Origin of the sequence: Clostridium tertium (assembly GCF_902652255.1) — a bacterium.
GTDB classification, from domain to species: domain Bacteria; phylum Bacillota; class Clostridia; order Clostridiales; family Clostridiaceae; genus Clostridium; species Clostridium tertium_A.
Genome location: NZ_CACRTO010000013.1, coordinates 234460 through 258781 on the forward strand (window position 1 = coordinate 234460; position 24322 = coordinate 258781).

22 protein-coding genes, 1 tRNA gene and 1 other annotated feature are annotated in these 24322 nt (G+C 28.0%); of the genes, 20 read left to right on the top strand and 3 right to left on the bottom strand.

The window, feature by feature from the left end; translation table 11 throughout:
• The first annotated feature begins 163 nt into the window (after positions 1–163).
• The 4 genes from GPX08_RS06065 (at position 164) to GPX08_RS06080 (ending at position 2890) form a co-directional block, all read left to right on the top strand.
• Positions 164–415: an alpha/beta-type small acid-soluble spore protein gene (locus GPX08_RS06065; RefSeq protein WP_136005568.1), complete on the top strand. Its 252-nt coding sequence runs from the start codon at positions 164–166 to the stop codon at positions 413–415.
• 95 nt (positions 416–510) lie between these two features.
• Positions 511–1260, top strand: coding sequence for a methyltransferase domain-containing protein (locus GPX08_RS06070; protein WP_156625945.1), 750 nt, complete (start codon positions 511–513; stop codon positions 1258–1260).
• Between the two features lies 1 nt (position 1261).
• Entirely contained in the window at positions 1262–2143 is an 882-nt protein-coding gene (locus GPX08_RS06075) for an Hsp33 family molecular chaperone HslO (protein ID WP_156625946.1), read from the top strand.
• A 303-nt stretch (positions 2144–2446) separates the two neighbouring features.
• A complete protein-coding gene (locus tag GPX08_RS06080) occupies positions 2447–2890 on the top strand; it encodes a hypothetical protein (RefSeq protein WP_156625947.1) in 444 nt (147 codons plus the stop codon).
• A 148-nt stretch (positions 2891–3038) separates the two neighbouring features.
• On the opposite strand, the gene GPX08_RS06085 is transcribed toward GPX08_RS06080, so the two are convergent.
• Positions 3039–3680: a dihydroorotate dehydrogenase gene (locus GPX08_RS06085; protein WP_156625948.1), complete on the bottom strand. Its 642-nt coding sequence runs from the start codon at positions 3678–3680 to the stop codon at positions 3039–3041.
• Between the two features lie 218 nt (positions 3681–3898).
• Positions 3899–3973, bottom strand: a tRNA-Cys gene (locus GPX08_RS06090).
• A gap of 87 nt (positions 3974–4060) precedes the next feature.
• Between GPX08_RS06090 and GPX08_RS06095 the strand changes: the two genes are divergently transcribed.
• On the top strand, positions 4061–4741 hold the full coding sequence (locus tag GPX08_RS06095) for an HD domain-containing protein (RefSeq protein ID WP_156625949.1): 681 nt from the start codon (positions 4061–4063) through the stop codon (positions 4739–4741).
• 69 nt (positions 4742–4810) lie between these two features.
• Here the strand turns inward: GPX08_RS06095 and GPX08_RS06100 are convergent, their stop codons facing one another.
• Entirely contained in the window at positions 4811–5512 is a 702-nt protein-coding gene (locus GPX08_RS06100) for a hypothetical protein (protein ID WP_156625950.1), read from the bottom strand.
• Between the two features lie 126 nt (positions 5513–5638).
• On the opposite strand from GPX08_RS06100, the gene ytxC reads away from it, so the two are divergent.
• From ytxC to GPX08_RS06175, 15 genes are all read left to right on the top strand, one after another.
• Entirely contained in the window at positions 5639–6529 is an 891-nt protein-coding gene (gene ytxC, locus GPX08_RS06105) for a putative sporulation protein YtxC (protein WP_156625951.1), read from the top strand.
• A gap of 230 nt (positions 6530–6759) precedes the next feature.
• Positions 6760–6957 carry a 50S ribosomal protein L35 gene (gene rpmI / locus GPX08_RS06110; protein WP_016206790.1) on the top strand — a complete coding sequence of 66 codons (198 nt, stop codon included), beginning with the start codon at positions 6760–6762 and terminating at the stop codon, positions 6955–6957.
• A 12-nt stretch (positions 6958–6969) separates the two neighbouring features.
• Positions 6970–7329 carry a 50S ribosomal protein L20 gene (rplT, locus tag GPX08_RS06115; RefSeq protein WP_136005557.1) on the top strand — a complete coding sequence of 120 codons (360 nt, stop codon included), beginning with the start codon at positions 6970–6972 and terminating at the stop codon, positions 7327–7329.
• 114 nt (positions 7330–7443) lie between these two features.
• Positions 7444–8784, top strand: coding sequence for a Trk family potassium uptake protein (locus tag GPX08_RS06120; RefSeq protein ID WP_156625952.1), 1341 nt, complete (start codon positions 7444–7446; stop codon positions 8782–8784).
• A gap of 12 nt (positions 8785–8796) precedes the next feature.
• Positions 8797–9465, top strand: a complete 669-nt coding sequence (locus tag GPX08_RS06125) for a TrkA family potassium uptake protein (RefSeq protein ID WP_156625953.1) — start codon at positions 8797–8799, stop codon at positions 9463–9465.
• Positions 9466–9478: 13 nt separating this feature from the next.
• Positions 9479–10261, top strand: a complete 783-nt coding sequence (locus GPX08_RS06130; RefSeq protein ID WP_156625954.1) for an RNA methyltransferase — start codon at positions 9479–9481, stop codon at positions 10259–10261.
• 283 nt (positions 10262–10544) lie between these two features.
• Positions 10545–10758: a binding site (T-box leader), on the top strand.
• A gap of 375 nt (positions 10759–11133) precedes the next feature.
• Complete coding sequence (gene pheS / locus GPX08_RS06135; protein ID WP_156625955.1) at positions 11134–12153, top strand: phenylalanine--tRNA ligase subunit alpha; 1020 nt, start codon at positions 11134–11136, stop codon at positions 12151–12153.
• Positions 12154–12172: 19 nt separating this feature from the next.
• On the top strand, positions 12173–14551 hold the full coding sequence (locus GPX08_RS06140; protein ID WP_156625956.1) for a phenylalanine--tRNA ligase subunit beta: 2379 nt from the start codon (positions 12173–12175) through the stop codon (positions 14549–14551).
• 130 nt (positions 14552–14681) lie between these two features.
• The gene (locus GPX08_RS06145; protein ID WP_156625957.1) at positions 14682–15491 is read left to right on the top strand and encodes a DUF368 domain-containing protein; all 810 of its coding nucleotides are present in this window, start codon (positions 14682–14684) and stop codon (positions 15489–15491) included.
• Between the two features lie 182 nt (positions 15492–15673).
• Positions 15674–16327 carry a cell division protein ZapA gene (zapA, locus tag GPX08_RS06150; RefSeq protein WP_156625958.1) on the top strand — a complete coding sequence of 218 codons (654 nt, stop codon included), beginning with the start codon at positions 15674–15676 and terminating at the stop codon, positions 16325–16327.
• A gap of 65 nt (positions 16328–16392) precedes the next feature.
• The gene (locus GPX08_RS06155) at positions 16393–18747 is read left to right on the top strand and encodes a U32 family peptidase (RefSeq protein ID WP_156625959.1); all 2355 of its coding nucleotides are present in this window, start codon (positions 16393–16395) and stop codon (positions 18745–18747) included.
• 10 nt (positions 18748–18757) lie between these two features.
• Positions 18758–21115, top strand: coding sequence for an endonuclease MutS2 (locus GPX08_RS06160; protein WP_156625960.1), 2358 nt, complete (start codon positions 18758–18760; stop codon positions 21113–21115).
• Positions 21116–21275: 160 nt separating this feature from the next.
• Positions 21276–21731: a DUF523 domain-containing protein gene (locus GPX08_RS06165; RefSeq protein ID WP_156625961.1), complete on the top strand. Its 456-nt coding sequence runs from the start codon at positions 21276–21278 to the stop codon at positions 21729–21731.
• Positions 21732–21733: 2 nt separating this feature from the next.
• Entirely contained in the window at positions 21734–22828 is a 1095-nt protein-coding gene (locus GPX08_RS06170; RefSeq protein ID WP_156625962.1) for a hypothetical protein, read from the top strand.
• Between the two features lie 19 nt (positions 22829–22847).
• The gene (locus GPX08_RS06175) at positions 22848–23975 is read left to right on the top strand and encodes a D-alanyl-D-alanine carboxypeptidase family protein (protein WP_156625970.1); all 1128 of its coding nucleotides are present in this window, start codon (positions 22848–22850) and stop codon (positions 23973–23975) included.
• Positions 23976–24322: the final 347 nt, after the last annotated feature.

A 24322-nucleotide genomic window follows, 5' to 3' on the forward strand; every position in this document is an offset into this window, starting at 1 on the left:
ATAAAAAATATACTTACTAATACTATAGTTAAATAATTCGAAAAATTCAATACTTTATTACAATATATAAAAATTTATCCTATAAAGTGATAGAAAAATACTTCTGAATATTAAGATGAGTTTTGGAGAAAATATAAATATTAAATTTTTAGGGGGTATTTATATGAGCAAGACACCATTAAAAAAAATAATAAAATCTAAGATAAAATCCAATAAAGAATTATCAGAAGCAGAAGTTTTAAGAGAAAAAATAAAATATGAAATTGCTGATGAATTAGGTTTAAAAGAAAAGGTAGATGAATATGGATGGGGAGGATTAACAGCAGAAGAGACTGGTAGGATTGGTGGCATAATGACTAAAAGAAAAAGAATGCTTAAAATACCTACTAATGATGAAATCTTAGGGAGAAAATAGATATTATTAATAGTTTTTCTTGTATTTAATTGACTAAAATAAAATTTACCATTAATATAGTTTTAGAAAACTCTAAAATGATGGGGGGAATACCTTTGGCTTATGGAGATTTTGCTAAAATATACGATGAGTTAATATATGAAGATATTGATTACGAAGAAATGTGTTCAAAAATACTAGACGTATGCAAAGAAGAAGGAATAAGTTTTGAAAATTATTTAGATATTGCATGTGGTACAGGTAACATTACAATAAGACTAGCCAAAAACTTTAAGGAAGTTTTTGCAGTGGATTTATCAGAAGATATGCTTCAAGAAGCTTTTGAGAAGTTTAAAAAAGAAAAGATAAGATGTAAAATAGTATGCCAAGATATGAGTGAACTATGTTTAAATAGAAAGTTTGATTTAATTACATCGGTTTTAGATTCTTCAAATTATATAATTGAGGATGATAAATTTATAAGCTATTTAAAAAATGTAAAAGAACATTTAAAGGATGATGGGATTTTTATTTTTGATGTTAATTCATATTATAAACTATCAAATATTCTAGGGAATAATATTTACACATATAACGAAGATGACGTATTTTATTCTTGGGAAAATGTTTTTGAAGATGATCTTTTATCTATGTACTTAACCTTTTTTGTGAAAAAAGGAGAGTTATATGAGAGGTTTGAAGAAGAGCATTTAGAAAGAGCTTATACAGAAGATTTTATTGAAAAAAATCTAAAGAATGTAGGGTTTGAAATAATAGGTAAGTATGATGGGTATTCATCAAATAAAGTTTGTGATGAAACTGAAAGAATAGTATACATAGTTAAAAGCAATAAAATGGAGGATTAGAATGGATAAGATTATAAAAGCAACTGCAAAAGATGGAATGATCAGAATAATAGCAGGAGAAACTACAAATTTAGTTAATACAGGAATTAGTGTACATGAATGTACTCCTTTAGCAGCAGCTACATTAGGAAGAATGCTTACTGCAGGTTCTTTAATAGGAAGTACTTTAAAATCTGAAAAAGAAGTAGTAACATTAAAAATTAATGGCGGCGGAGAAGCTAAAGGTGTTACTGTTACAGCTTATGAAGGCGGTATAGTAAAAGGATTTATAGGTAATCCACATGGGAACTTACCTTTAAATAGTAGAAATAAGTTAGATGTTGGTGGATATGTAGGTAAAAATGGAGAGTTTACAGTAATTAAAGATTTAGGTATGAAAGATCCATATGTTGGTCAAGTGCCAATATATTCAGGAGAAATAGCAGAAGATTTAGCATATTACTATACAGTTTCTGAACAAACTCCATCAGCTGTAGCATTGGGAGTATTAGTTGATACAGATTATAGTATAAAAGCTTCAGGTGGATTTATAATTCAAATGTTACCTGATGCAGATGAATTACTTTCTGATTTACTTACATACAGACTTGAAGAGATTCCTTCAATTACTGAGATGTTATTAGAGCATGGAAGTATAGATAAGGTTTTAGAATATATATTTGAAGGAATGGATTTAAATATATTAGAAGAAATAACTCCAGAATTTAGATGTAACTGCACAAGAGAAAAAGTAGAATCAGTTTTAATTTCAATTGGAGAAAAAGAACTTGAGGAAATCTACAAAGATGGAAAAGAAGAAGAAATAAAATGTAATTTCTGTAATGCAGCATATAATTTCACTAATGAAGAAATAGGTCAATTACTAGAAAATGCAAGAAAATAAAATAATAAATTTCTAAAACTCAAGCTTGGCTTGAGTTTTTTTTACAAAAAGCACTGAAGAAAACAGGAGATTTCCAAGAGAAAATTTTTGCATCTGATTTCTTCTCTATCATGAATAAGCAATATACTGTTACTTTTTAGAGGTGATAAAGAGGAAGTTTTAGAAAATACAAAAAGAGAGATGAAAAAAGCGTTAAGAATTATGAACTAATTTATTATAGAGGGAATAAAATAAAATATAGAATATTCTTTTACATCTATATTTAGATTATTTTAAACAAAAGATAGAAATGAGTGATAAATTATGTTCAATATGAGACAATGGAACTATAGATATATTGGCTCTGGTTCATCACGAAATGTATTTGATTTAGGAAATGGATATGTTATAAAAGTTGCAAAAAATAGAGCTGGAATTGCACAAAATAAGAGTGAATATAGAATCTCATCAATAGATTCTTCTAATTTATTTGCAGAAGTTATACAAGTTTCAGAAAGTTTCGATACCTTAATAATGAGGAAAGCATATAAGATAAGAGATTTAAGGGATATATTTGATTATTTTAAAGTTCGAAGCTATGAAGAACTATTTAGATTAAGAGAATTTCAGAAGATTCAATATAAATATAATTTATTATCCAGTGATTTAAGTAGAACGAGTAGTTGGGGGATAATTGATGGAAGACCAACGATAATTGATTATGGCTTTACGAGAGAAGTTGTAGAGAAATATTATAGGACTGTTTAAAAATAGAGTAATATTCTATTGAGTATGTAAAATAGATTATTACTCTTTTATTATAATAATTTATCACAGTATCTTTTGAAGCGTACACAGGCCATTTTACACTATGCAAAAGAGATTAAATAATTATATTTTCATAAAATTAGTTTATTTAGCCGCCAAGAGTCACATCTTGGTCATTATACCACTCTAAAGCAGTATAGAAATCTTTAGAAGTGAAATCAGGCCAATAAGAGTCTATTACATAGAAATCAGAGTAAACAGACTGAACTGGCAAAAAGCCACTAAGCCTTCTTCTACCTCCCCATCTTATAATAAGGTCAATTCTAGAAATATCCTCCGAATGTATATAAGGTAAAATTTGCTTTTTAGATGAATGAGATTTTTTTAATAAATTCAAATCCCACTCCCAACCATAATGAATTAAGAAGTTTACTTTAATACCACCAGCTCCAAACTTTTGTCTAGTAGTAAATAAAAGTAACTCTTTTGGGAAATTTTTTGATTCGGTATTCCCAATTACTAATATTTCACAATCCTCTTTTGTTAATAGCATGACAGAATCAATGCAAGCTTTGATAAATGCAAGCTTTTGCTCAGAAGGACGTTTTGTGTTATCTACAGTAAAACCATAGAAGGTTATTTCTTTTATATTCTCCTTCTGACAAAGTTTAAATAATTCTAGGCCGGGGTTTATCCCATATTCATATCCTTTATCTTTTGTTAAATTATTTGATAAAGCCCAACGTCTATTACCGTCAGGAATTATTCCAACATGTTCTGGTATTCTCATATTTCCTCCATAGAAGTTAAAATTTATAATAGTATTTTATCCAGAGTAATATAAAATAAACGTGAAATTATGTTTTTTTATTGTAGATAAAGCAAAAATATATTTGACTGAGCTGTTGTAATAGAGGACTTGACACTGAGAGTTGCCAAATTTATAAATTAAAGAAAAATAAAAAAACCTAGTAAATCTAAAAAATGATTGATATTACTAGGTTTATATGGAGGCACCACCCAGATTCGAACTGGGGCATAGAGGTTTTGCAGACCTTTGCCTTACCGCTTGGCTATAGTGCCATAATGTATTATATTATTAATACTAAAAAATGATACTGTATAATAAAATTTAATTTAAAGAAACTAATATTATTAGGAGGGCAAGTTATGTTTATATTTAAAGAATTAAGAAATATATTATTAAATAGTGATAAACCATCAATAGAAATTGAAGAGCTGTTTAAAAATGATAAATTTAAAGTAAGTGATTTTAATATTATAGAAAATCTTAAGAAAATACCACAAGATAAAAAATTTCATCCTGAAGGAAATGTATTTAATCATACAAAAATGGTAGTTGATTATGCTGGGCTTCTTAAGGGACTTTCTAATGATAAAGAAGATTTTATGTGGGCAGCGTTATTTCATGATATAGGTAAGATTACTACTACAAAATTTATAAAAGGTAGATATAGGTCTTATAATCATGATAGCGAAGGAGAAAAAATAACATATAATATTTTAAGTAAGTATGTGGATGATAATAATGCTAAGGATATATCTATAATTGTAAGATATCATATGCATCATATATATATATTGAAAGACCTACCATTTTCCAATATAGAAGGCTTAATAAATAATGAAAAGTTTCATGATATTTTCTTATTATTTATATGTGATAAGCTTGGAAGGGGATTTGAAGGGATTAAAAATAAAGAAGAAACTTTTAATGATGTTTATGTAATATTAGAGAAATTAGAAAAGTATAAAAAATGTGAATTTCCTAGTATAAGAAATATGATCGGTGATGCTAAGGATATTGTATTAAAAGCTGCTGAAAATTGACTTTTCAGCAGCTTAATTAATATAAATCAAATTGCAACTTTTTCTTAGGGATTACGTATTATATATAGATTAGAGAGTGAATAAGCTACCTCTATCATAAAGTTTACCATTACTCAAATTAATTGGATTTACATTGTGCTTCTTTAGAAAATTTTCAACTTCTTTTCCGTATTTATAATTTTCTAATGATCCAAAGAATGCCATGGTGGAAGAGTCAATTAATCCACCTGTACCACCTATGAATCCATATTCGAATCCTTCTAATACAATATCTCCTGGGGGGATCAACAATATGTCAAAATCATATTTAAGTAAAGAATTATAAATTCCAGTATCGTTAGTTATTATAGATTTTTCATTTACAACTAATGAAGAACATTTTGTATATCCTTGATTAACATTAATTGATATTTTATTACTTTGAGTCTTTAAAAGAATTTCATCACTATATTTTAAATTATGAATAAAATAATTTTCTAAGACTAAAGCGTTTAAAAAAATATTATTAGGATATTTTAGGCCTAAAGACTTTTCACTTTCTATGAAATTAATGTTGTTTTTTATTAGTTCATTTTTAAAGGTATTACTAATACCTTTATGTATTATTATTTCTTTTTTCTTTTTATTAATTATATTTAATTGAATATCTACATGTCCCTTGATTGCCTCATATAAATTATCACAAGGAGGAACTTTTATAATATTTGCACCTAAATATTTTAAAGATTTTTCTTCTGTGTTAGAAATTCTATAGTCTACAAAGCAAATCATATTACCTCCAAAGAGTTTTATTTTTTATTATAAATTAAAGAATTTGCTTTGTCGATTGATGAAATATAAATTTTGAATATAGTTTTTGTTTTTATACATACTATTATTATGAAGGGAGTGGAATCCATGCTTGTGTTAAAGCTTGTATACAGTAGTGACTTGGACTTCGTTGGTGAAATTCAGGAGTTAAAAACTATTCTTAAAAAGAAGAATATTAATATAGGGATAGTGGAAAGTGTGGAATTAGATAATCATATAATTAAGATATTATGTGATGATAATAGTTATAATCAAAGAGTTAAAGAAATTATTGATTTATATATTAGCAATGTTTTATATAAAGTGGTATTAGAACAATATAGGCTAAAAGAAATGTTAGTTTATCTAACAGAGAATTACTTTTTTTTAAAACAAGAAGAAATAATAGAAGTAGAAGAAGAAATTATGAAGGTATTATTAGGCGATGATATATTAAAAGTAGAATATGTTATATATTGTATGAACAGAATTAACAATATTACTGAAAAAATTAAGGAATGTTTAGAAGAAAATGATGAGATCAATGTTAATGGTTTTATAAGATTTAGAATGAAGGAATTAAGGACTGATATTGAAGAAATAATAGATAAGGTAATAGAAGGGTATATGGTTGAAAAAGAATATAAAGAGTTCATTAAGCTATTAAAGTATTTTGTTGATATACAGGAAAGTAAGATTGACTTAATTAATATAGTTATTGATAATGAAGGACAATATTTTATATTTGATAAAGATAAGAAAAATATATTTAAAGAATTTATGAAAGAATTAATTGAATGCAAAATAGACAATGATGCAAAAATTGAAGACATAATTATTAGCGGACTTATAACTAATGCTCCTAAAAAACTTATAATTCATGGGAAAAATAATTGTGCCAATAAAGAATTTATGGAAACCATTGAAAGTGTATTTGAAAATAAAGTTATTTTCTGTAATGGATGTACAATATGCGTAGAAAAACAAGTTAAATTTTAAAATTATATTGACAAGTATTTTGCTAAATAATATAATAACAATTGTTAAGAAGGAACACAGCCGTTTCTCACCTTACGGCATAGCTTAGTAAGGTAATATATTCTTGTTTTAATTTATTAATATTTAAATTAAAATGGATATTTGAGACGGCATAATGCTGTCTTTTTTGTTTTTATTAACTTTTTTTTCAAAGTTGATTGTAAAGGCTAATTTGAGAGGAGGATTTTATCATGCCAAAAATGAAAACCCACAGAGGTGCAGCAAAAAGATTTAAAAAGACTGGAACTGGAAAATTAAAAAGAGCTAAGGCTTTTAAGAGTCATATATTAACTAAGAAAAGTTCAAAGAGAAAGAGAAACTTAAGAAAAGCTGCTTATGTTTCAACTACTCAAGAAAAAGCAATGAAGAAATTATTACCATATTTATAGGAGGTTTGAAACATGGCAAGAGTTAAAAGAGCAGTAAATTCACGTAAAAATCATAAAAAAGTATTAAAGCTTGCAAAAGGTTACTATGGTGGAAAGAGCAGATTATTCAAAACTGCTAATGAATCAGTAATAAGAGCTTTAAGAAATGCATATGTTGGAAGAAGATTAAAGAAGAGAGATTTCAGAAGACTTTGGATAGCAAGAATAAATGCTGCTACAAGAATGAATGGATTATCTTATTCAAAATTCATAAATGGAATCAAATTAGCTGGAATAGATATGAACAGAAAGATGTTATCTGAAATAGCTATAAATGATCCTAAGGCATTTGCAGATTTAGTAGAAGTTGCAAAAACTCAATTAAACAAATAATCTACGGCGACCTTTTGGTCGCATTTTTTGTAGATTTATGTAAATAAATAAGTGTGTAGTGGTGTATAATAATTAGTAAGAGTAAAGAGTTTTTCTCTATGTAGAGGTGAAGAAATGCAATATGGGTTTAAAAATAAATTTAAGTTAAATGGAGTTCAAATATTAGCGTTAGGTTTTCTAATAGCAATAATTATTGGAGCTATATTATTATCTCTACCAATTTCCTCAAGTAGTGGTGAATCAACTAATTTATTGGATTCACTATTTACGTCTACATCAGCAGTATGTGTAACAGGATTAGTAACTTTAGATACGAGCACCCATTGGAGTACTTTTGGTCAAACTGTAATTATGACATTGATAGAAATTGGTGGTTTAGGATTCATGTCTTTTGCAGTATTAATTTCTCTTATTCTTGGGAAGAAAATTACTTTAAGAGAGAGATTAGTAATGCAAGAAGCTATGAATACATATTCTATTCAAGGTTTAGTTAAAATGGTTAAATATGTACTAATATTTACTGTTTCTGTTCAATTTTTTGGAGCTTTATTATTGTCTACTCAATTTGTTCCTGAGTATGGAATAAGTACTGGAATATTTTATAGTATTTTCCATTCAATTTCAGCCTTTTGTAATGCTGGCTTTGATTTATTTGGAACAAGTCTAATGGGATATTCAAGTAATACTGTTGTAATACTAGTTATTAGTGCGTTAATAATTATTGGTGGGCTTGGCTTTACTGTGCTTTTAGAAATATATGAATTTAAGGGAATAAAAAAATTATCTCTTCATTCAAAGATAGTAATACTTACTACCTTAATTTTAATAGTAGGTGGAACTTTATTGATGTTTTTATTTGAACTAAATAATGCATCTACAATTGGAAGTATGAATATTAAAGATAAGGTTTTAAATTCATTCTTTGCATCAGTATCTCCAAGAACTGCAGGGTTTAATAGTGTTGCAACAACTGATATGACCATGGCTAGTAAGTTCTTAACTATAATACTTATGATTATAGGTGGCTCTCCTGGTTCAACTGCTGGCGGTTTAAAAACTGTTACTTGTGGTATCCTATTTTTAACTGTTTTATCTGTTATAAGAGGAAGAGAAGATACAGAAGGTTTTGGTAGAAGATTTAGTAAAGAAATAGTGTATAAATCTTTCACAATAGTATTTATTGGTTTATCATTGGTTATTGGTGTAACAATGATTTTATCTTATACAGAGGCAGGAGCTAGTTTTATAGACTTACTATATGAATCATCATCAGCGCTAGGAACTGTTGGTTTAACATTAGGACTTACTCCTAATTTGAGTTCAATAGGTAAAGTATTAATAATGATAATGATGTACTTGGGAAGAGTAGGTCCTTTAACGGTAATGTTAGCTTTAACTAGAAAGAGAAAGAAATCTGGATATAAGTATCCAGAAGGAAAAATATTAATTGGGTAGGAGATGAATAATATGTCTAATAAACAATTTGTAATTATAGGACTTGGAAGGTTTGGTTCTTCAATAGCAAAAACATTATATTCATTAGGTAATGATGTATTGGCTATAGATAATGATGAAGATGTTGTTCAGGATATTGCTGATAGTGTTACACATGCAGTTCAATTAGATGCAACAGATGAAAATGCATTAAGATCATTAGGCATTAGAAACTTTGATGTAGCTGTTGTTACAATTGGTGATAATATTCAATCAAGTGTTATGGCAACATTATTAGTTAAAGAGCTTGGTGTAAAATATATAATTGCTAAAGGTCAAAGTGATTTACATGCTAAGGTTTTACAAAAAATTGGAGCGGATAGAGTTATACTTCCTGAAAAAGATATGGGAGTTAGAGTAGCTCATAATTTAGTGTCAGCTAATATCCTAGATTATATAGAATTATCAGAAGATTATAGCGTTATGGAAATACAATCATTAGATGAATGGGCTGGAAAGACATTGAGTGAGCTTAGACTTAGAAGTAAGTATGGAATAAACGTTATGGCTATAAAAAAAGGTGATGATGTTAATTTATCTCCAGCAGCTGATGATATAATTGAGAAAAATGATATTATAGTTGCTATTGGATCAGCTGAAGACTTAAGTAGATTAGAGGGAATGATAGCTAAATCAAATTAATGAGGTGGAAACATTGATTTATATTGAAAGTAAGGATAATAATTTATTTAAGTATGTTAAAAAGCTTAAAGAAAGAAAATTTAGAGATAAAGAAGGATTATTTATCTTAGAAGGATTAAGACTAGTTAATGAAGCCATAAAAGCAAATATGGAAATAAAAAATATTTTTATTTCCAAGAGTTATGAAGGCAAATTAGTTGGAGAATTTAATGGTAATCTTATAGATAGTATTATTATTTTAAATGACAACTTATTTTCGCAAATAGCGTCTACAGAAAATCCACAAGGCATTATTGCTGTTGTAAATAAGATAAATAATAATAAAGATGAAATTGGTGATTTCTATTTAATATGTGATAGAGTTCAAGACCCTGGAAACTTAGGGACTATTATTAGAACTGCTCACGCAGCAGGAGTTAATGGAATAATACTAACTAAGGGGACAGTTGATATATATAATGATAAAACTATAAGATCAACTATGGGTTCAATTTTCTATATTCCTATTATTTATGAAGATAATGATTTTACCTTTATTAAAAAGTTAAAAGAAGATGGCTTTTCTTTAATAACTACTTCTCTTAAAGAGTCAAAGAATTTCTTTGAAGAAGATCTTAAGGGAAAGGTTATTTTAGCTGTAGGCAATGAGGGAAATGGAATTAGTGATGAGTTATTTGATTTAGCAGATAAAAAGGTTAAAATACCAATGCCTGGTGATGCAGAATCTTTAAATGTCGCTATAGCAGCTTCAATTATCTTATTTGAGAAAGTAAGACAAGGAGTTACTAGCAAATGAAGAATGAATAATTAAGAATGAAGAATTGATGATAAAACTCCTTCGGAGTTTTTGAAAAAATAACTTTTTAAAACTCATAAATGAGTTTTTCCTTAATTTTTCATTTTTCATTCTTAATTTTAAATTTTTAATAGCTATTACTTGAGTAATGTGACTTTTAAATTGGATTATTACTTGAATATTAGTTAATAATATGTATAATTTAATTAAAAGTAAACTTTATTACAACTTATATATTGAAATTAATTAATTTTATTTGTATAATTAATTGTAAATTGAATAAATAAAGACTGTGAATGAGAAAGTAGATATAAAGGACTTTTCAGGGAGAAATAGCCATAGACTGGAAGCTGTTTTATAGAAATTTATATTGAAGTTCCCTCAGGAGTCCTAGAAGTGAAATTATAGTAGTTTCTAGCGGTATTACCGTTATTTAAATTAAGATTGGATTATGTATATAATCAATTAGGGTGGTAACGCGGTACTTCGTCCCTTTGTAGGGGGACGGAGTTTTTTTATTTTATAGGGAATTATATTATTAAATCATTTATAGATAACTTATATTTTTTATAAAGTTATAGATTTAACCTATGGAATAAAATATGTATCATAAAAAAATGGTGCTGTCGCACAAAACAGCCAATGAGTTTGTATATAAGTTGCAATAAAGTTTTTATATTTTATTAAGTTAGTTCATATAAAAACCTTCAGTTAAGTAAATATAGAATCAACTTATATAAAAATTAAAAGATATATAAGCTTTCAATTAATGTAATTTACACTTTTAATTATTTTTCACGTCAAATAATATAGACACTTAAAATGTAGATTAATTATTGAAACATATATATTATTAAAAAGGAGGAAGAAATATGCAAGAAAAGCTAAATTCTATTAAAGAAAATGCATTTAATGAATTAACAAATGCTAACAATAGTGCAAAGCTAGATGAAATCAGAGTAAAATATTTAGGAAAAAAAGGTGAATTAACTACTATTTTAAGAAGTATGGGAGGTCTATCTAAAGAAGAAAGACCTATAGTAGGAAAGCTTGTTAATGAAGTTAAAAGTCAAGTTGAAGAAAGAATTGAAGAAATTGCATTATCAATAAAAGAGAAGGAAAAAAATGAAAAGCTAGCTTCAGAAGTTATAGATATTTCTATGCCAGGTAATAAGAATATAGTAGGTAAGAGACATCCTCTTGATTTAACTTTAGAAAGCATGAAGGATATATTTATTTCTATGGGATTCACTGTAGAAGAAGGACCAGAAGTAGAATTAGATTATTATAACTTTGAAGCCTTAAATATACCTAAAAATCATCCAGCAAGAAGTGAACAAGATACTTTTTATATAAATGATAACTTAGTATTAAGAACTCAAACTTCTCCAGTGCAAATTAGAGTTATGGAAAATCAAGCTCCTCCTATTAAGATGATAGGACCTGGAAAGGTTTATAGATCAGATGCAGTAGATGCAACTCACTCACCTATATTCTATCAAATGGAAGGGTTAGTTATAGATAAAGGAGTAACTTTTGCAGATCTTAAGGGGACTTTAGAATTATTTGCGAAGAAAATGTTTGGAGATAAGGTTAAAACTAAGTTTAGACCACATCACTTCCCATTTACTGAACCTTCAGCTGAAATGGATGCTACTTGCTTTGTTTGTGAAGGTAAAGGATGTAAAGTATGTAAAGGAAGCGGTTGGATTGAACTTTTAGGCTGTGGTATGGTTCATCCTCAAGTTTTAAGAAATTGTGGTATTGATCCAGAAGTATATAGTGGATTTGCTTTTGGTTTCGGTGTAGACAGAATGGTTATGCTTAAATATGGAATAGATGATATCAGATTATTATACGAAAGTGATATGAGATTCCTAAATCAATTTTAATAAAGAGGAGGAAAAAGATATGAAAGTACCATTTAATTGGCTTAAAGATTATGTTGATATAAATATAGATGCAAAAGACCTTGGAGATAGATTAACTTTATCTGGTTCTGCATTAGAAGAAGTTATTACTCAAGGTGATGTAATTAAGAATGTAGTAACAGGAAAGATAGTTGAAATAACAGCTCACCCTGATGCTGATAAACTTAAGGTTTGTCAAGTGAATATTGGAGCAGAAGAAAATATTCAAATAGTAACTGCAGCAACTAATATGAAAGAGCAAGATGTAGTACCTGTAGCTCTTCATAAATCAATATTAGCTGATGGTAGTGAAATAAAGAAAGGTAAACTTAGAGGAGTAGTTTCTAACGGTATGTTCTGCTCTGAAGAAGAGCTTGGAATTGCTGGAGATGAACCAGTTCATGGGTTAATGATACTTCCAACAGATGCACCTTTAGGAATGGATATTAAAGAATATTTAAATTTAAATAAGTCTATTTTAGATTTTGATATTACTTCAAATAGACCAGATTGCTTAAGTATGGTAGGTATGGCTAGAGAAACAGCTGCTACACTTGGAACTACTTATAAAATGCCAAACTTTAATTATGAAGTAAAGTGTAATGAAAATATTAATGATGTATTAAAAGTTGAAATTAAGGACTCTTTATGTAGAAGATATATGGCAAGAGGAGTTAAAAACGTTAAAGTTATGCCTTCACCAAGCTGGATGCAAGAAAGACTTTTAGAAGCAGGCGTTAGACCTATTAATAATATAGTAGATATAACTAACTTCGTAATGCTTGAAATAGGGGAACCTATGCATGCATTTGATGCAAGAGAAATAAAGAGTGGTAAAATCGTAGTAGATAGAGCTAAAGATGGAGAAAAGTTTGTTACATTAGATGGAATAGAAAGAACTTTAGATTCAACATTCTTATGTATAAAAGATAATGAAACATCTATAGGATTAGCTGGAATTATGGGGGGATTAAATTCAGAAATTCAAGATGATACTACAGCAGTTATATTTGAAGCTGCAAATTTTGATGGAACTAATATTAGAGTAAATTCTAAGAAGCTTAACTTAAGAAGTGAAAGCTCAGCAAGATTTGAAAAAGATATAGATCCAAATCTAGCTGAATTAGCTATAAATAGAGCGTGTGCTTTAATATGCGAACTTGGCTGTGGTGAAGTTATGGAAGGAACTATAGATATATATAATTCTAAAAAAGAAGAAGGAAATATAACTGTAGATTCTAATTGGATTAATAAGTTCTTAGGAACTGATATAGCTAAAGAAGATATGAAAAAATACCTTGATGCTTTAGAATTAAAAACTGAAATTAATGGCGATAATTTAGATATTAAAATACCTACTTTCAGAGTAGATATCGCAATTAAGGAAGATATAGCTGAAGAAGTTGCAAGAATTTATGGATATGATAAAATACCAACAACAATATATAGTGCTTCTACAGGTAGAGAGCCTAAGTATAAAAATGAAATTTTAAGAGATTTAATGGTTAGAACTATGGTATCTAGCGGATTAAATCAATCAATAAGTTATTCATTTGTATCACCTAAGGTATTTGATAAAATTAATGTTCCTGAAGACAGTGAATTAAGAAATGTTATTAAAATAAAAAATCCTTTAGGTGAAGACTATTCAGTTATGAGAACTACTACCATTCATTCAATGATGGAATGTTTAGGAAGAAACTACTCAAGAAACAATGAATATGCTAGATTATTTGAAATAGGAAAGGTATATATTCCTAAAGAAGATGAAACAGCTGTTCCTACTGAGAATAATATCTTAACTATAGGTATGTATGGTAACTGCGATTACCTAGATTTAAAGGGAGTAGTAGAAAATGCTCTAGAAGCTTTAGGTTTAAGTAGAGTTATGTTTGCTCGTGAAAGCGATAATCCATCATACCATCCAGGAAAAACTGCAGCTATTATGATAGGTAATAAAAAGGCTGGAGTTTTAGGAGAAGTACACCCTGATGTTTCTGAAAACTATGGTGTAGAAACAGGATGTTATTTAGCAGAACTTAACTTAGATATTTTATTTGAATATTCTAAGACTAACAAGAAGTATAAAGCATTACCTAAGTTCCCAGCAGTAACTAGGGATATTGCATTACTTGTTGATGATGAAGTATTAGTTCAAGAAATAGAAGAAACTATTAAAAGAGCAGGTAGCGCTTTAGTAGAAAAAGTTCAATTATTTGATATTTATAAGGGAGCTCAAATACCAGAAGGTAAGAAGAGTATTGCATATGCAATAGCATATAGAGATGAAAAGAAAACTCTTACAGATAATGATGTAAATAAAGTTCATGATAAGATTTTAAGAAGTCTTGAACACAAGCTTGGAGCAACGCTTAGATAATGAAGAATTAAGGAATGAAAGAATGAAAAAATTAAGTAAGTAATTTTTCGTTCTTTCATTCTACATTTTTCATTAGTCTTATGTTGTGTATAGCAGTAATAGATTATTTTTAATTTTTAAGGAGATAGGGATGAATTATATAATTAATATACTTAAGGGAGTAGTGATTGGAGTCTCCAATGTTATTCCTGGGGTAAGTGGTGGAACTATGGCTGTAGTTATGGGGATATACGATAAGATTATTTCTTCAGTTAATGGATTTTTTAAAGACATAAAGAAGAATATAATGTTTCTTGGAACTTTAGGAATTGGTGCAGTAGTAGGTATTCTGTTATTTACTAATTTAATAGATTACTTATTAAAGAATTTTAATGAGCAAACTAATTTCTTTTTTATTGGACTTATTGTAGGGACAGCTCCTTTACTATATAAAAAGGCAACAGAGAAGAAAGTAAGTACTGGTAATTGGATTGGACTTGTAATTGGATTCATTATAGTTGCAGGACTTGGAATTTTAGAGAAGGTAAATCCAAATGCTGCTTTCTTAAGCACTATTTTTAAGCCTAATGCTTTAGGATTTTTTGTTGCAGGATTTATAGCAGCTGCAACTATGATACTTCCAGGTATTAGTGGTTCTTTTATGCTATTACTTATAGGTCTTTATGAACCTATCATAGAAATCGTAAAAAACTTTGATATTATCAATATGGGAATTGTAGGAGTTGGGGTAATCTTAGGATTTTTATCAATGACTAAGATTATTGAAAAACTATTTAACAAGTATCCTCAGACAGCTTATTGTATAATATTTGGATTAGTAGTTGGCTCAATATTTGTTATTTTCCCAGGAATTACATTTGGATTAATGGGATTAGTTTCAATTGTATCTTGTTTAGCAGGATTTGGAATAGCATATGCTATAGGTAAAAATGAAATGTAAATAACTAATATTTGTTTACAAACTAATAAAAATAGTTAAGATTATAAAACTCCTTCGGGAGTTTTTTTCATTGTGTAATAGTCCCATCTTTTTCTTTATGTATAGATAGTAATTTATATACATACTGAGGCATTTTTATGTTAAAATTAACTTAGGACAATATTATGTTAATGAGGTGTGTTATGAGTATAGTAACTATTAATATAAATGGTATGGATTATAATTTAAGAGGTAGAGAATCAGAGGAATATTTATTACAAGTTGCAAAGTATGTAGATGAAAAAGTAAAGGATATTATGTCTAATAATAGAAAGCTAAGTTCAACTGCTGGTGCAACATTAGTAGCTATTAATATAGCAGACGAGCTATATAAGGCTGATATTGAAATAGAAAATTTATTAAAGAAAAATGCCTCATTAGAGGAGAGAAACATTACTTTAAAGGAAAGAATAAAGGAAATTAGGGAAGAATATGAAAGTAATGATGAGTTATCTAAGATGGTTGAAGTATTGAAATCTGAAAATCTTACACTTAGAGAAGAACTTGAAAATTATTTTGATGAAGTAGAAACTTTAAAAGATTCTAATAAGATTCTAAAAAATAAAGAAGAAGATTACATTGAAAAGTTTACTAAGATTAATGAGGAATGCAAATTGCTTGAAGAATCATACAAGAAATGTAAAGATGAGAAAGATACTCTAAAGGCGAGGAATAAGGAAATTAAATTCCAACTTCAAAACTTAAAGTATAAGGTTCTAGATTTAGAGAAGAAATTAATCGATTCTCAAGTAAATTTAGCAACAGAGAGAAGAAAGGGCAATGCTCTACTAAAATAGATTTAAATTAGAAAAAATACGTTAATTAGATAAAGCAATAAACAAAAGTTTAGGAGAAGTATTTTATGAATAAAGTAGAAATTTTAGCTCCAGCTGGGAGCATGGAAAGTCTTATAGCTTCAATTAATAAAGGAGCTGATGCAGTTTACTTAGGAGGAAATAAATTTTCAGCAAGAGCATATGCATCAAACTTTGATAATGATAATATGATTAAGGCTATTGATTATGCCCATAGCTATGGTGTTAAGGTTTATGTAACATTAAATACTATATTAAAAGAAAATGAAATTGAAGAGGCTGTTAAGTATGTAGGATTCTTATATGAGATAGGAGCAGATGCAATAATCCTGCAAGATCTTGGTTTATTTAAGAGAGTAAAAGAAGAATATCCTGAATTTGAAATTCATGCTTCAACTCAAATGACTATTCATAATGGAGAAGGAGCCTTATTTTTTAAGGAAAGAGGTTTTCATAGAATAGTATTATCAAGAGAGCTTTCTCTTGAGGAAATAAAATATATATCTAAAGACTTAGGTATAGAAACTGAAATATTTGTTCATGGAGCATTATGTATTTCATATTCTGGGCAATGTCTTATGAGCTCAATGATAGGTGGTAGAAGTGGAAACAGAGGTAGATGTGCACAACCTTGTAGAATGGAGTACACATTAAAAGGAAATAGTTCTGGAGAGAGAAAGGCTTATCTTTTAAGTCCAAAGGATACTTGTACTATAGAAAATGTAAAAGACATATTAGATTCAGGAACTTATTCATTAAAAATTGAAGGAAGAATGAAAAGACCGGAGTATGTTGCTGGTGTAGTAGATAACTATAGAAAAGCAGTAGAGAAGGAAATATATAAGACAGACTATAATGTAAGCTCAGGAAAAAGAGAGTTATTACAATTATTTAATAGAGGTGGGTTTTCAACTGCCTATCTTAAAAAGAATTTAGGGAAAGATATGATGAGTTTTAATCATCCTAGAAATACTGGGGTACCTCTAGGAAGTATTTTAAAGGATGGTGAAATAATATTAAAGGAAGACATAGCATTAGGGGATGGATATAGAGTAAAGGATACTGGATTTACTATAAATAAGATTTTATATAAGGGTAAGGAAGTTAAAGAAGCAAAAAGAGGAGATAAGGTAAAAATATTCCCAACTAATTATAAAGTATCAGATGAGATATTTAAGTCCTTAGATAAAAAATTATTTTCATCACTTGAAGATTCTCTAAAACCTTATAATAGAAAGATATTATTAAAAGCTAAAGTTAACTTTAAGGTTGGAGAACCATTAGAGTTACAAGTAAATTTCAATAATAATGATTATATATTTAAAGGTGAAATAGTTGAAAGAGCAGAAAAGAAGCCACTTACCAAAGAAAGAGTAATAGAGGGATTTTTAAAATCTCAGGATTTAGCTTTAAAAATTAATGAAGTTGAGTTTATTGATTTTGAAGATGGATTTATTAGAATAAGCGATTTAAATAATTTAAGAAGAGATGCTTTAGAAAGCATTCAGAAGTCTATAACAAAGTCTTATAGAAGAAAAAGACCCGTTAAAAATGAAATAGAGGTTAAGGATATAGATTATAAAAATAATATTGATATGCTGTATCAATGTATAACAAAAGAGCAATTAAAAGCATTAATTGAAGAGGGAATAACTAATATTGCTATTGACATATTTAATAGAGATAGAGATGCTATTAAAATGCAAGATTTAATAGATGAAGCAAATAAGAATACTAATATAAACTTTTATTTAAAACTACCTAATATAATTAAAAGTGAATTTGATAAGGTTATTAATATTATTGAAAAATTAAAGGGTAGTATAGAGGGTTTAATTACTGTAAATGCAGGGATCATTAGAAGATATCAAAAGGAATTATTTATTATAGGGGATTATAAATTAAATATTATTAATTCAGAGGCTCTTAAGTTTTATCAAAATGAAATTGATATTCCAACCTTAAGTTTAGAGCTTAATAGAAAGGAAATTAAGTCTTTACTTAAAGGGAATAAGGGGAATGTTCAAGGTTTAATTTATGGTAAAACAGAATTAATGATAAGTGAATATTGTCCAATAGGTAGTACTTTTGGAGAAAAATCCTCTAATAAAGATTGTAACTTAGCTTGCACTAGAGATAGTTTTACTTTAGTAGATAGAATGAAAGAAAAGTTTAGAGTTATGACTGATATTTTCTGTAGAAGTTACATCATAAATCCATATCCGCTAAATCTTATAGATGAAATGGATGATTTAAAAAGTCTAGGAGTAAATTCATTTAGAGTAGAATTCAGAGATGAAAGTTATAATGATGTTAAAAAGGTTATAAAAATGATTAACAAAGAAATAGAAATTAATAATAATGAATATACTAAAGGGCATTTTAGAAGAGGAATAGAGTAAAGGAGACAAGATGGAAGAGAGAAGTCTTAGAGTATTAGAATTTAATAAGATAATTGAAAAAGTAAGTGACTATGCAATTACAAGTAGTGCTAAGGAGCTAGTATTTGCTTTAAGTCCATACGATACTATATATGAAGTAGAAAGAAAATTAAAAGAAACTGATGAAGCTTTAGATTTATTAATTACTAAAAGTAATCCACCTTTTGAAGGTTTTTTTGATGTTAAAGAAGGAATAGAAAGGGCGAAAAAGGGAGGAATACTTTCTATTGCTCAACTATTAAGAATTGGTGGAATGCTTAGATGTTCTAGAAGATTTAAGGATTATATTTCTAGAAGAGAAGATGAGAAACCTCATGTATTATTAGAAGATTTAATAGACATACTTACTCCTTTAAAGAAACTTGAAGATATAATTGAAATATCAATAGTATCTGAAGATGAAATAAGTGATAGAGCTAGTTCTACTTTAAGTTCAATTAGAAGAAATTTAAAAGAGAAAAATTCTTCAGTGAGAGATAAGATTAACTCAATAGTTAGAGCAAACTCAAAATATCTTCAGGACTCATTATATACTATGAGAGGTGATAGATATGTATTACCTGTTAAGTCAGAGTATAAAGGGCAAGTTCCAGGATTAGTCCATGATCAAAGCTCAACAGGTGCAACTTTATTTATTGAACCTATGAGTCTTGTTAATTTAAATAATGAAATAAAAGAATTAAAGCTCAAAGAAAAGGCTGAAATAGAAAGAATCTTAATGGATTTATCTAATAGGGTATATGAAGAAATTGATAATATAGAAAGTAATTATAAAATATTAACTGAACTTGACTTCATATTTGCAAAAGCAAAATATAGTTCAAGCATAAATGGAATATGCCCAACAGTAAGTGAGGATAGAAGTTTTGACATAATTCAAGGGAGACATCCACTTATTGATCCTAAGTTTGTAGTTCCTTCTGATATTTACTTAGGTAAAGAGTTTAATACTCTTATGATTACAGGACCTAACACAGGAGGTAAGACTGTAACTTTAAAGACAGTGGGATTATTACACTTAATGGCTTTAAGTGGATTATTGATTCCAGCAAAGGATGCTTCAAGTATAGGATTTTTTAAAGAGATATTTGCGGATATAGGAGATGAACAGAGTATTGAACAATCATTATCTACTTTCTCATCTCATATGACTAATATAGTTAGAATTATGGAAAATGCATCAGATTCTTCATTAGTACTATTTGATGAAATAGGATCTGGTACAGATCCGGTTGAAGGTGCTGCTCTTGCTATATCAATTTTAGATTCATTAAGAGAAAGAGGAGTAAGGTTGATTGCTACTACTCACTATAGTGAATTAAAGGGATATGCATTAAGAACAGAAGGTATAGAAAATGCATCGGTAGAATTTGATGTTGAAACATTAAGACCTACTTATAGATTATTAATAGGTGTTCCAGGAAAATCTAATGCCTTTGAAATATCAAAGAGATTAGGACTTAGGGAAGAAGTAATTAATAAAGCAAAGAATAACATATCTTCTGAAAATCTAAAGTTTGAAGACTTAATTAGAGATTTACAAGAAAAGAGTATTTTAGCTAATAGGGATGCAAGGGAAGCAAAGAGAATAAAGATTGAGGCTGAAGAGTCTAAAAAGAAATATGAAGAGAAGCTAAGAAAGTTAGATGAAGTAAGAGATAAAGCTTATAGTGAAGCGAGAAAAGAAGCTAAAGATATAATATCAAAGGCTAAGGATGAAGCAGATGAAATTCTAAAGGCTATGAGAGAACTTGAAAAGCTTGGTATAGTACAAGGTGGAAGAGCGAGACTTGAAGAGGAAAGAAAGAAGCTAAAAGACAGCTTAGAAAAGAAGGAATCAGCTTTATATAAGGAAAAAGAAAATCAAGGTGAATTAATAACTAAAGTAACTTTAGGGATGGATGCTTATTTACCTTCATTAAACCAAAATGTAATTATTATAACAATGCCTGATAATAAAGGTGAAGTGCAAGTTGAAGCTGGTATAATGAAAATAAATGTTAAGCTTAAGGATTTAAGATTACTTAAAAATGCAGGTAATAAAAAGGAAAAGAAGAAGAGAGAACTTAAACTTAAATTAAAATCTATTGATAGTAGGGTAGATTTAAGAGGAATGGATTCTGAAGAAGCTTGTTATAAAGCAGATAAATATTTGGATGAAGCTTACCTTGCTAATCTTGGAGAAGTTACCATAGTTCATGGTAAGGGTACAGGAGTTCTTAGAAAGGCAATTAATGAAATGCTTAAGAGACATCCTCACGTTAAGAGTTATAGGCTTGGTGAATATGGTGAAGGTGGAGATGGAGTAACTATTGCAATTTTAAAATAAAAAATAGGGCTGCCTAAAAGGTAGCCTTATTAAAATAATATAGTATAAAGTTATTGAAAAATATTTAAATAACATTTAATTTGAAAGAAATTCTTAATATATGTAAAGTCGCCTTGAATTTTTTTTTGTGATATAATTATTAGAGAAAAGAGGTGTATTTATGTATCTTATTAGTAGTTGCTTATGTGGAGTTAATTGTAAATACAATGGTGGTAATAATTTAAATAGTGAATGTTTAGAATTAGTTAAAGAAGGTAAAGCCATATTAGTATGTCCTGAGCAACTAGGTGGACTCAATACACCTAGGATACCAGCAGAGATAATAGGTAAAGCAGAGGATATATTACAAGGTAATAGTAATAGTAAAATAATAACTAAGGATAAAATAGATGTAACAAGTGAATTTCTAAAGGGAGCACAAGAAACTTTAAAAATTGCTAATTTATATAATATAAAAAAAGCAATATTGAAAGAGGGGAGTCCTTCCTGCGGAGTGAAATATGTTTATGACGGAACCTTTTCTTCTAATAAAATTTCAGGCATGGGTTTAACTGCAAAGGTTTTAAGGGAGAATGGAATAGAGGTAATAGGAGATACAGACTTTGGGAGGAAATAGTAATGGGGATTTTTAGTTTTTTTAAGAAGTTTAAAAATGGAATGTATGAAAATGAAGAGGATAATAATTTTTTTGAAGATGATAAAAGAGAAAATTATATTGAAGATATAAGGCATGACGATAAAAATTCTGATATAAATATAAAAGAAGAAACAGAAGAAGAGATAAATAATGAAATAGAAGAAAAAGAAATAGAGATAGAAATAGAAGGAAATGAATTAGAAGAAACTGAAGAAGTCAACAAGGAAGAAAATAAAGGACCTACTCAAGAAGAAATAGATAATTTAATAATAAATGAAATTTTAAAAGTAATAGATATCTATGATGACTTTGATGAAGTTAAATCTGTTGCAAGAGATGCAGCAATAAGAATAGGGAAAGATAATTTAAGAGAATTACCTAAATTCTTGAATAATAATATACATATGCCATCAGAGTATGACAGCAAGTACTTTGATGAAGAAGAGTGGAATGTAGCTGTAGAAAATAGTGTGTTAATGATAATATATAGTTTCAAAGGAAATGCAGTTTCCATATTAGAAAGAGTTTCTCAAAAGAATTCTAAACTTAATTTAAAGGCAACAAATCTTTTATGTAAGTTAGCAAGTGAGGGTGTTAAAACAGAGGAAATAGTAAATTGGATTACAAATAATTTAATTACATTTAATGATGATAATAAAATGATAATTTTAGGATTTATGTCACAAATTAAAAAGAATAATCAAGTTATAGGAATAATACAGCATTTCTATAGAAGCTTTGTTAAATCAGGAGAAATAGAATATGCGTATAGAACTTTAAAACATTTAATTAATGCTGCTGAAAGATTTACTCAAGGTCACTTAAAGTTCTTAAAAATAATTGCAATGGGTAAGACTTCAATTAATCTTAGTGAGATAATGACAATAGATGATAATGAAGAAAAAATAGTGGAAATAGAAAAAGTTAGTGAAGAGCTATCTATAAATGCAGCAATGACTTATTACACTCTTGATCAAAAAGATGATGATATTAACAGTAAGTTGTATTACTTAAGTGAATATTCTTTAAATAAAGAGTTAAGAGAAGATTTAAAAATATTATTAGAAGAAAGTTAAAATATTTAAAAAGGTGAGTATTTTGAATAAGAAACAAATAAGTAAGAAGCAAGCACTAAAGAATAGAACAAAGAAGTTAGTATTATTTTTGGTAATACTTGGAATAGTTATTTATGGACCTATTAAGTTTAAACATATTAAACTTAATAAGAATGAAGCAATTGCCAGTGAAAGATTTAATTCTGAATTAGAAACAATTCAAGATTTTAAGATTATTAAGAAGAGTATAGATAATATATATGGTGATGATTCAAGAATTAATAAAATTAAAGAATCTATAGATAGTATTCAAAGTAAGCTTAATGATGATATAAATGAAGAATTGAAGAATGAAATATCTAGTTTATATACTGAAATAAACCAAATAAGTGCTGAAAATGAAAGAGATTTAGAAGCATACTCCAATAAAATTAATTCAGATGATTTAAAAGGATTTAATGAGGAAGAAATAAATAAGGTAAATGATATAACTAATAGTTATAATGCTTTATTTAAAGAAAAGAAATACATAGATGCAAAGGAAAAGCTACAAGAGCTAGAAACTTATATAGAGAGTATTAAAAAAGAAGCTAATGCTAGAAGAGTAAATGAAAAATATAATGAAGCCTCTAATGAGGATCCGAGCACAAGAGAACCAAAGTATGTTAATGGAGTGTTAATTGTAAATAAAGAGTACGGTCTTCCTGATACTTTTGCTCCAGGTGAAAGTGAAGAAGCTAGACAAGCTTTTGAAAATATGAAAGCAGATGCATCTAAGGAAGGAATTTATTTAAATGCATTTTCTACTTATAGAAATTTCTGGACTCAAAATAGATTATATAATAATTATGTAGCTAATTATGGGCAAGATCCAACGGATACTTTTTCAGCTAGAGCAGGTTTTAGTGAACATCAAACAGGGCTTGCCTTTGATATTGGTGGAGCAGATAGATCTTTATGGGCTGAAGAAAATTTTAAATACACTGATGAAGCTAAGTGGTTGAAAGAAAACTGTCATAAATATGGATTTATACTAAGATATCCAGAAGGCAAGGAATGGAAAACAGGATATATGCATGAATCATGGCATTTTAGATATGTTGGAGTAGAACATAGTAAAAATTTTAAAAATAGTGATTTAACATTAGAAGAATACTTAGGATTATAAAAAGCTGCCTTTAAGGCAGCTTTTTTATGAATAATGAATTATGAATAATGAATAATGAATAATGAGTAATGAATAATGAATAATGGAAAATGAAGAATGATGGATAAAACTCTTATAGAGTTTTTGAAAATAAGATATAAAAAAACACCTCTGTATCACAGAGGTGTTTTTTTCAGACTGCTGACAAAGTGTCAGCAGTCTTTAATTTTATACATATATGTAATATAATAATAAATATTTTAATTTATTACATAGGAGTTTACTAATGATAAACGAAAGAAAAGAATCACAAAATCAAATGGAAGTAGTAATGTTAGAGCAATTAGTTCCGCAAGAACATTTGCTTA

Excerpts from the sequence above, each read along its gene's own strand:
- GPX08_RS06065 (WP_136005568.1), top strand. The coding sequence starts at position 164 with ATGAGCAAGACACCATTAAAAAAAATAATAAAATCTAAGATAAAATCC.
- GPX08_RS06075 (WP_156625946.1), top strand. The coding sequence starts at position 1,262 with ATGGATAAGATTATAAAAGCAACTGCAAAAGATGGAATGATCAGAATA.
- GPX08_RS06080 (WP_156625947.1), top strand. The coding sequence starts at position 2,447 with ATGTTCAATATGAGACAATGGAACTATAGATATATTGGCTCTGGTTCA.
- GPX08_RS06085 (WP_156625948.1), bottom strand. The coding sequence starts at position 3,680 with ATGAGAATACCAGAACATGTTGGAATAATTCCTGACGGTAATAGACGT.
- GPX08_RS06095 (WP_156625949.1), top strand. The coding sequence starts at position 4,061 with ATGTTTATATTTAAAGAATTAAGAAATATATTATTAAATAGTGATAAA.
- GPX08_RS06100 (WP_156625950.1), bottom strand. The coding sequence starts at position 5,512 with ATGATTTGCTTTGTAGACTATAGAATTTCTAACACAGAAGAAAAATCT.
- ytxC (WP_156625951.1), top strand. The coding sequence starts at position 5,639 with ATGCTTGTGTTAAAGCTTGTATACAGTAGTGACTTGGACTTCGTTGGT.
- rpmI (WP_016206790.1), top strand. The coding sequence starts at position 6,760 with ATGCCAAAAATGAAAACCCACAGAGGTGCAGCAAAAAGATTTAAAAAG.
- rplT (WP_136005557.1), top strand. The coding sequence starts at position 6,970 with ATGGCAAGAGTTAAAAGAGCAGTAAATTCACGTAAAAATCATAAAAAA.
- GPX08_RS06120 (WP_156625952.1), top strand. The coding sequence starts at position 7,444 with ATGCAATATGGGTTTAAAAATAAATTTAAGTTAAATGGAGTTCAAATA.
- GPX08_RS06125 (WP_156625953.1), top strand. The coding sequence starts at position 8,797 with ATGTCTAATAAACAATTTGTAATTATAGGACTTGGAAGGTTTGGTTCT.
- pheS (WP_156625955.1), top strand. The coding sequence starts at position 11,134 with ATGCAAGAAAAGCTAAATTCTATTAAAGAAAATGCATTTAATGAATTA.
- GPX08_RS06140 (WP_156625956.1), top strand. The coding sequence starts at position 12,173 with ATGAAAGTACCATTTAATTGGCTTAAAGATTATGTTGATATAAATATA.
- GPX08_RS06145 (WP_156625957.1), top strand. The coding sequence starts at position 14,682 with ATGAATTATATAATTAATATACTTAAGGGAGTAGTGATTGGAGTCTCC.
- zapA (WP_156625958.1), top strand. The coding sequence starts at position 15,674 with ATGAGTATAGTAACTATTAATATAAATGGTATGGATTATAATTTAAGA.
- GPX08_RS06155 (WP_156625959.1), top strand. The coding sequence starts at position 16,393 with ATGAATAAAGTAGAAATTTTAGCTCCAGCTGGGAGCATGGAAAGTCTT.
- GPX08_RS06160 (WP_156625960.1), top strand. The coding sequence starts at position 18,758 with ATGGAAGAGAGAAGTCTTAGAGTATTAGAATTTAATAAGATAATTGAA.
- GPX08_RS06165 (WP_156625961.1), top strand. The coding sequence starts at position 21,276 with ATGTATCTTATTAGTAGTTGCTTATGTGGAGTTAATTGTAAATACAAT.
- GPX08_RS06170 (WP_156625962.1), top strand. The coding sequence starts at position 21,734 with ATGGGGATTTTTAGTTTTTTTAAGAAGTTTAAAAATGGAATGTATGAA.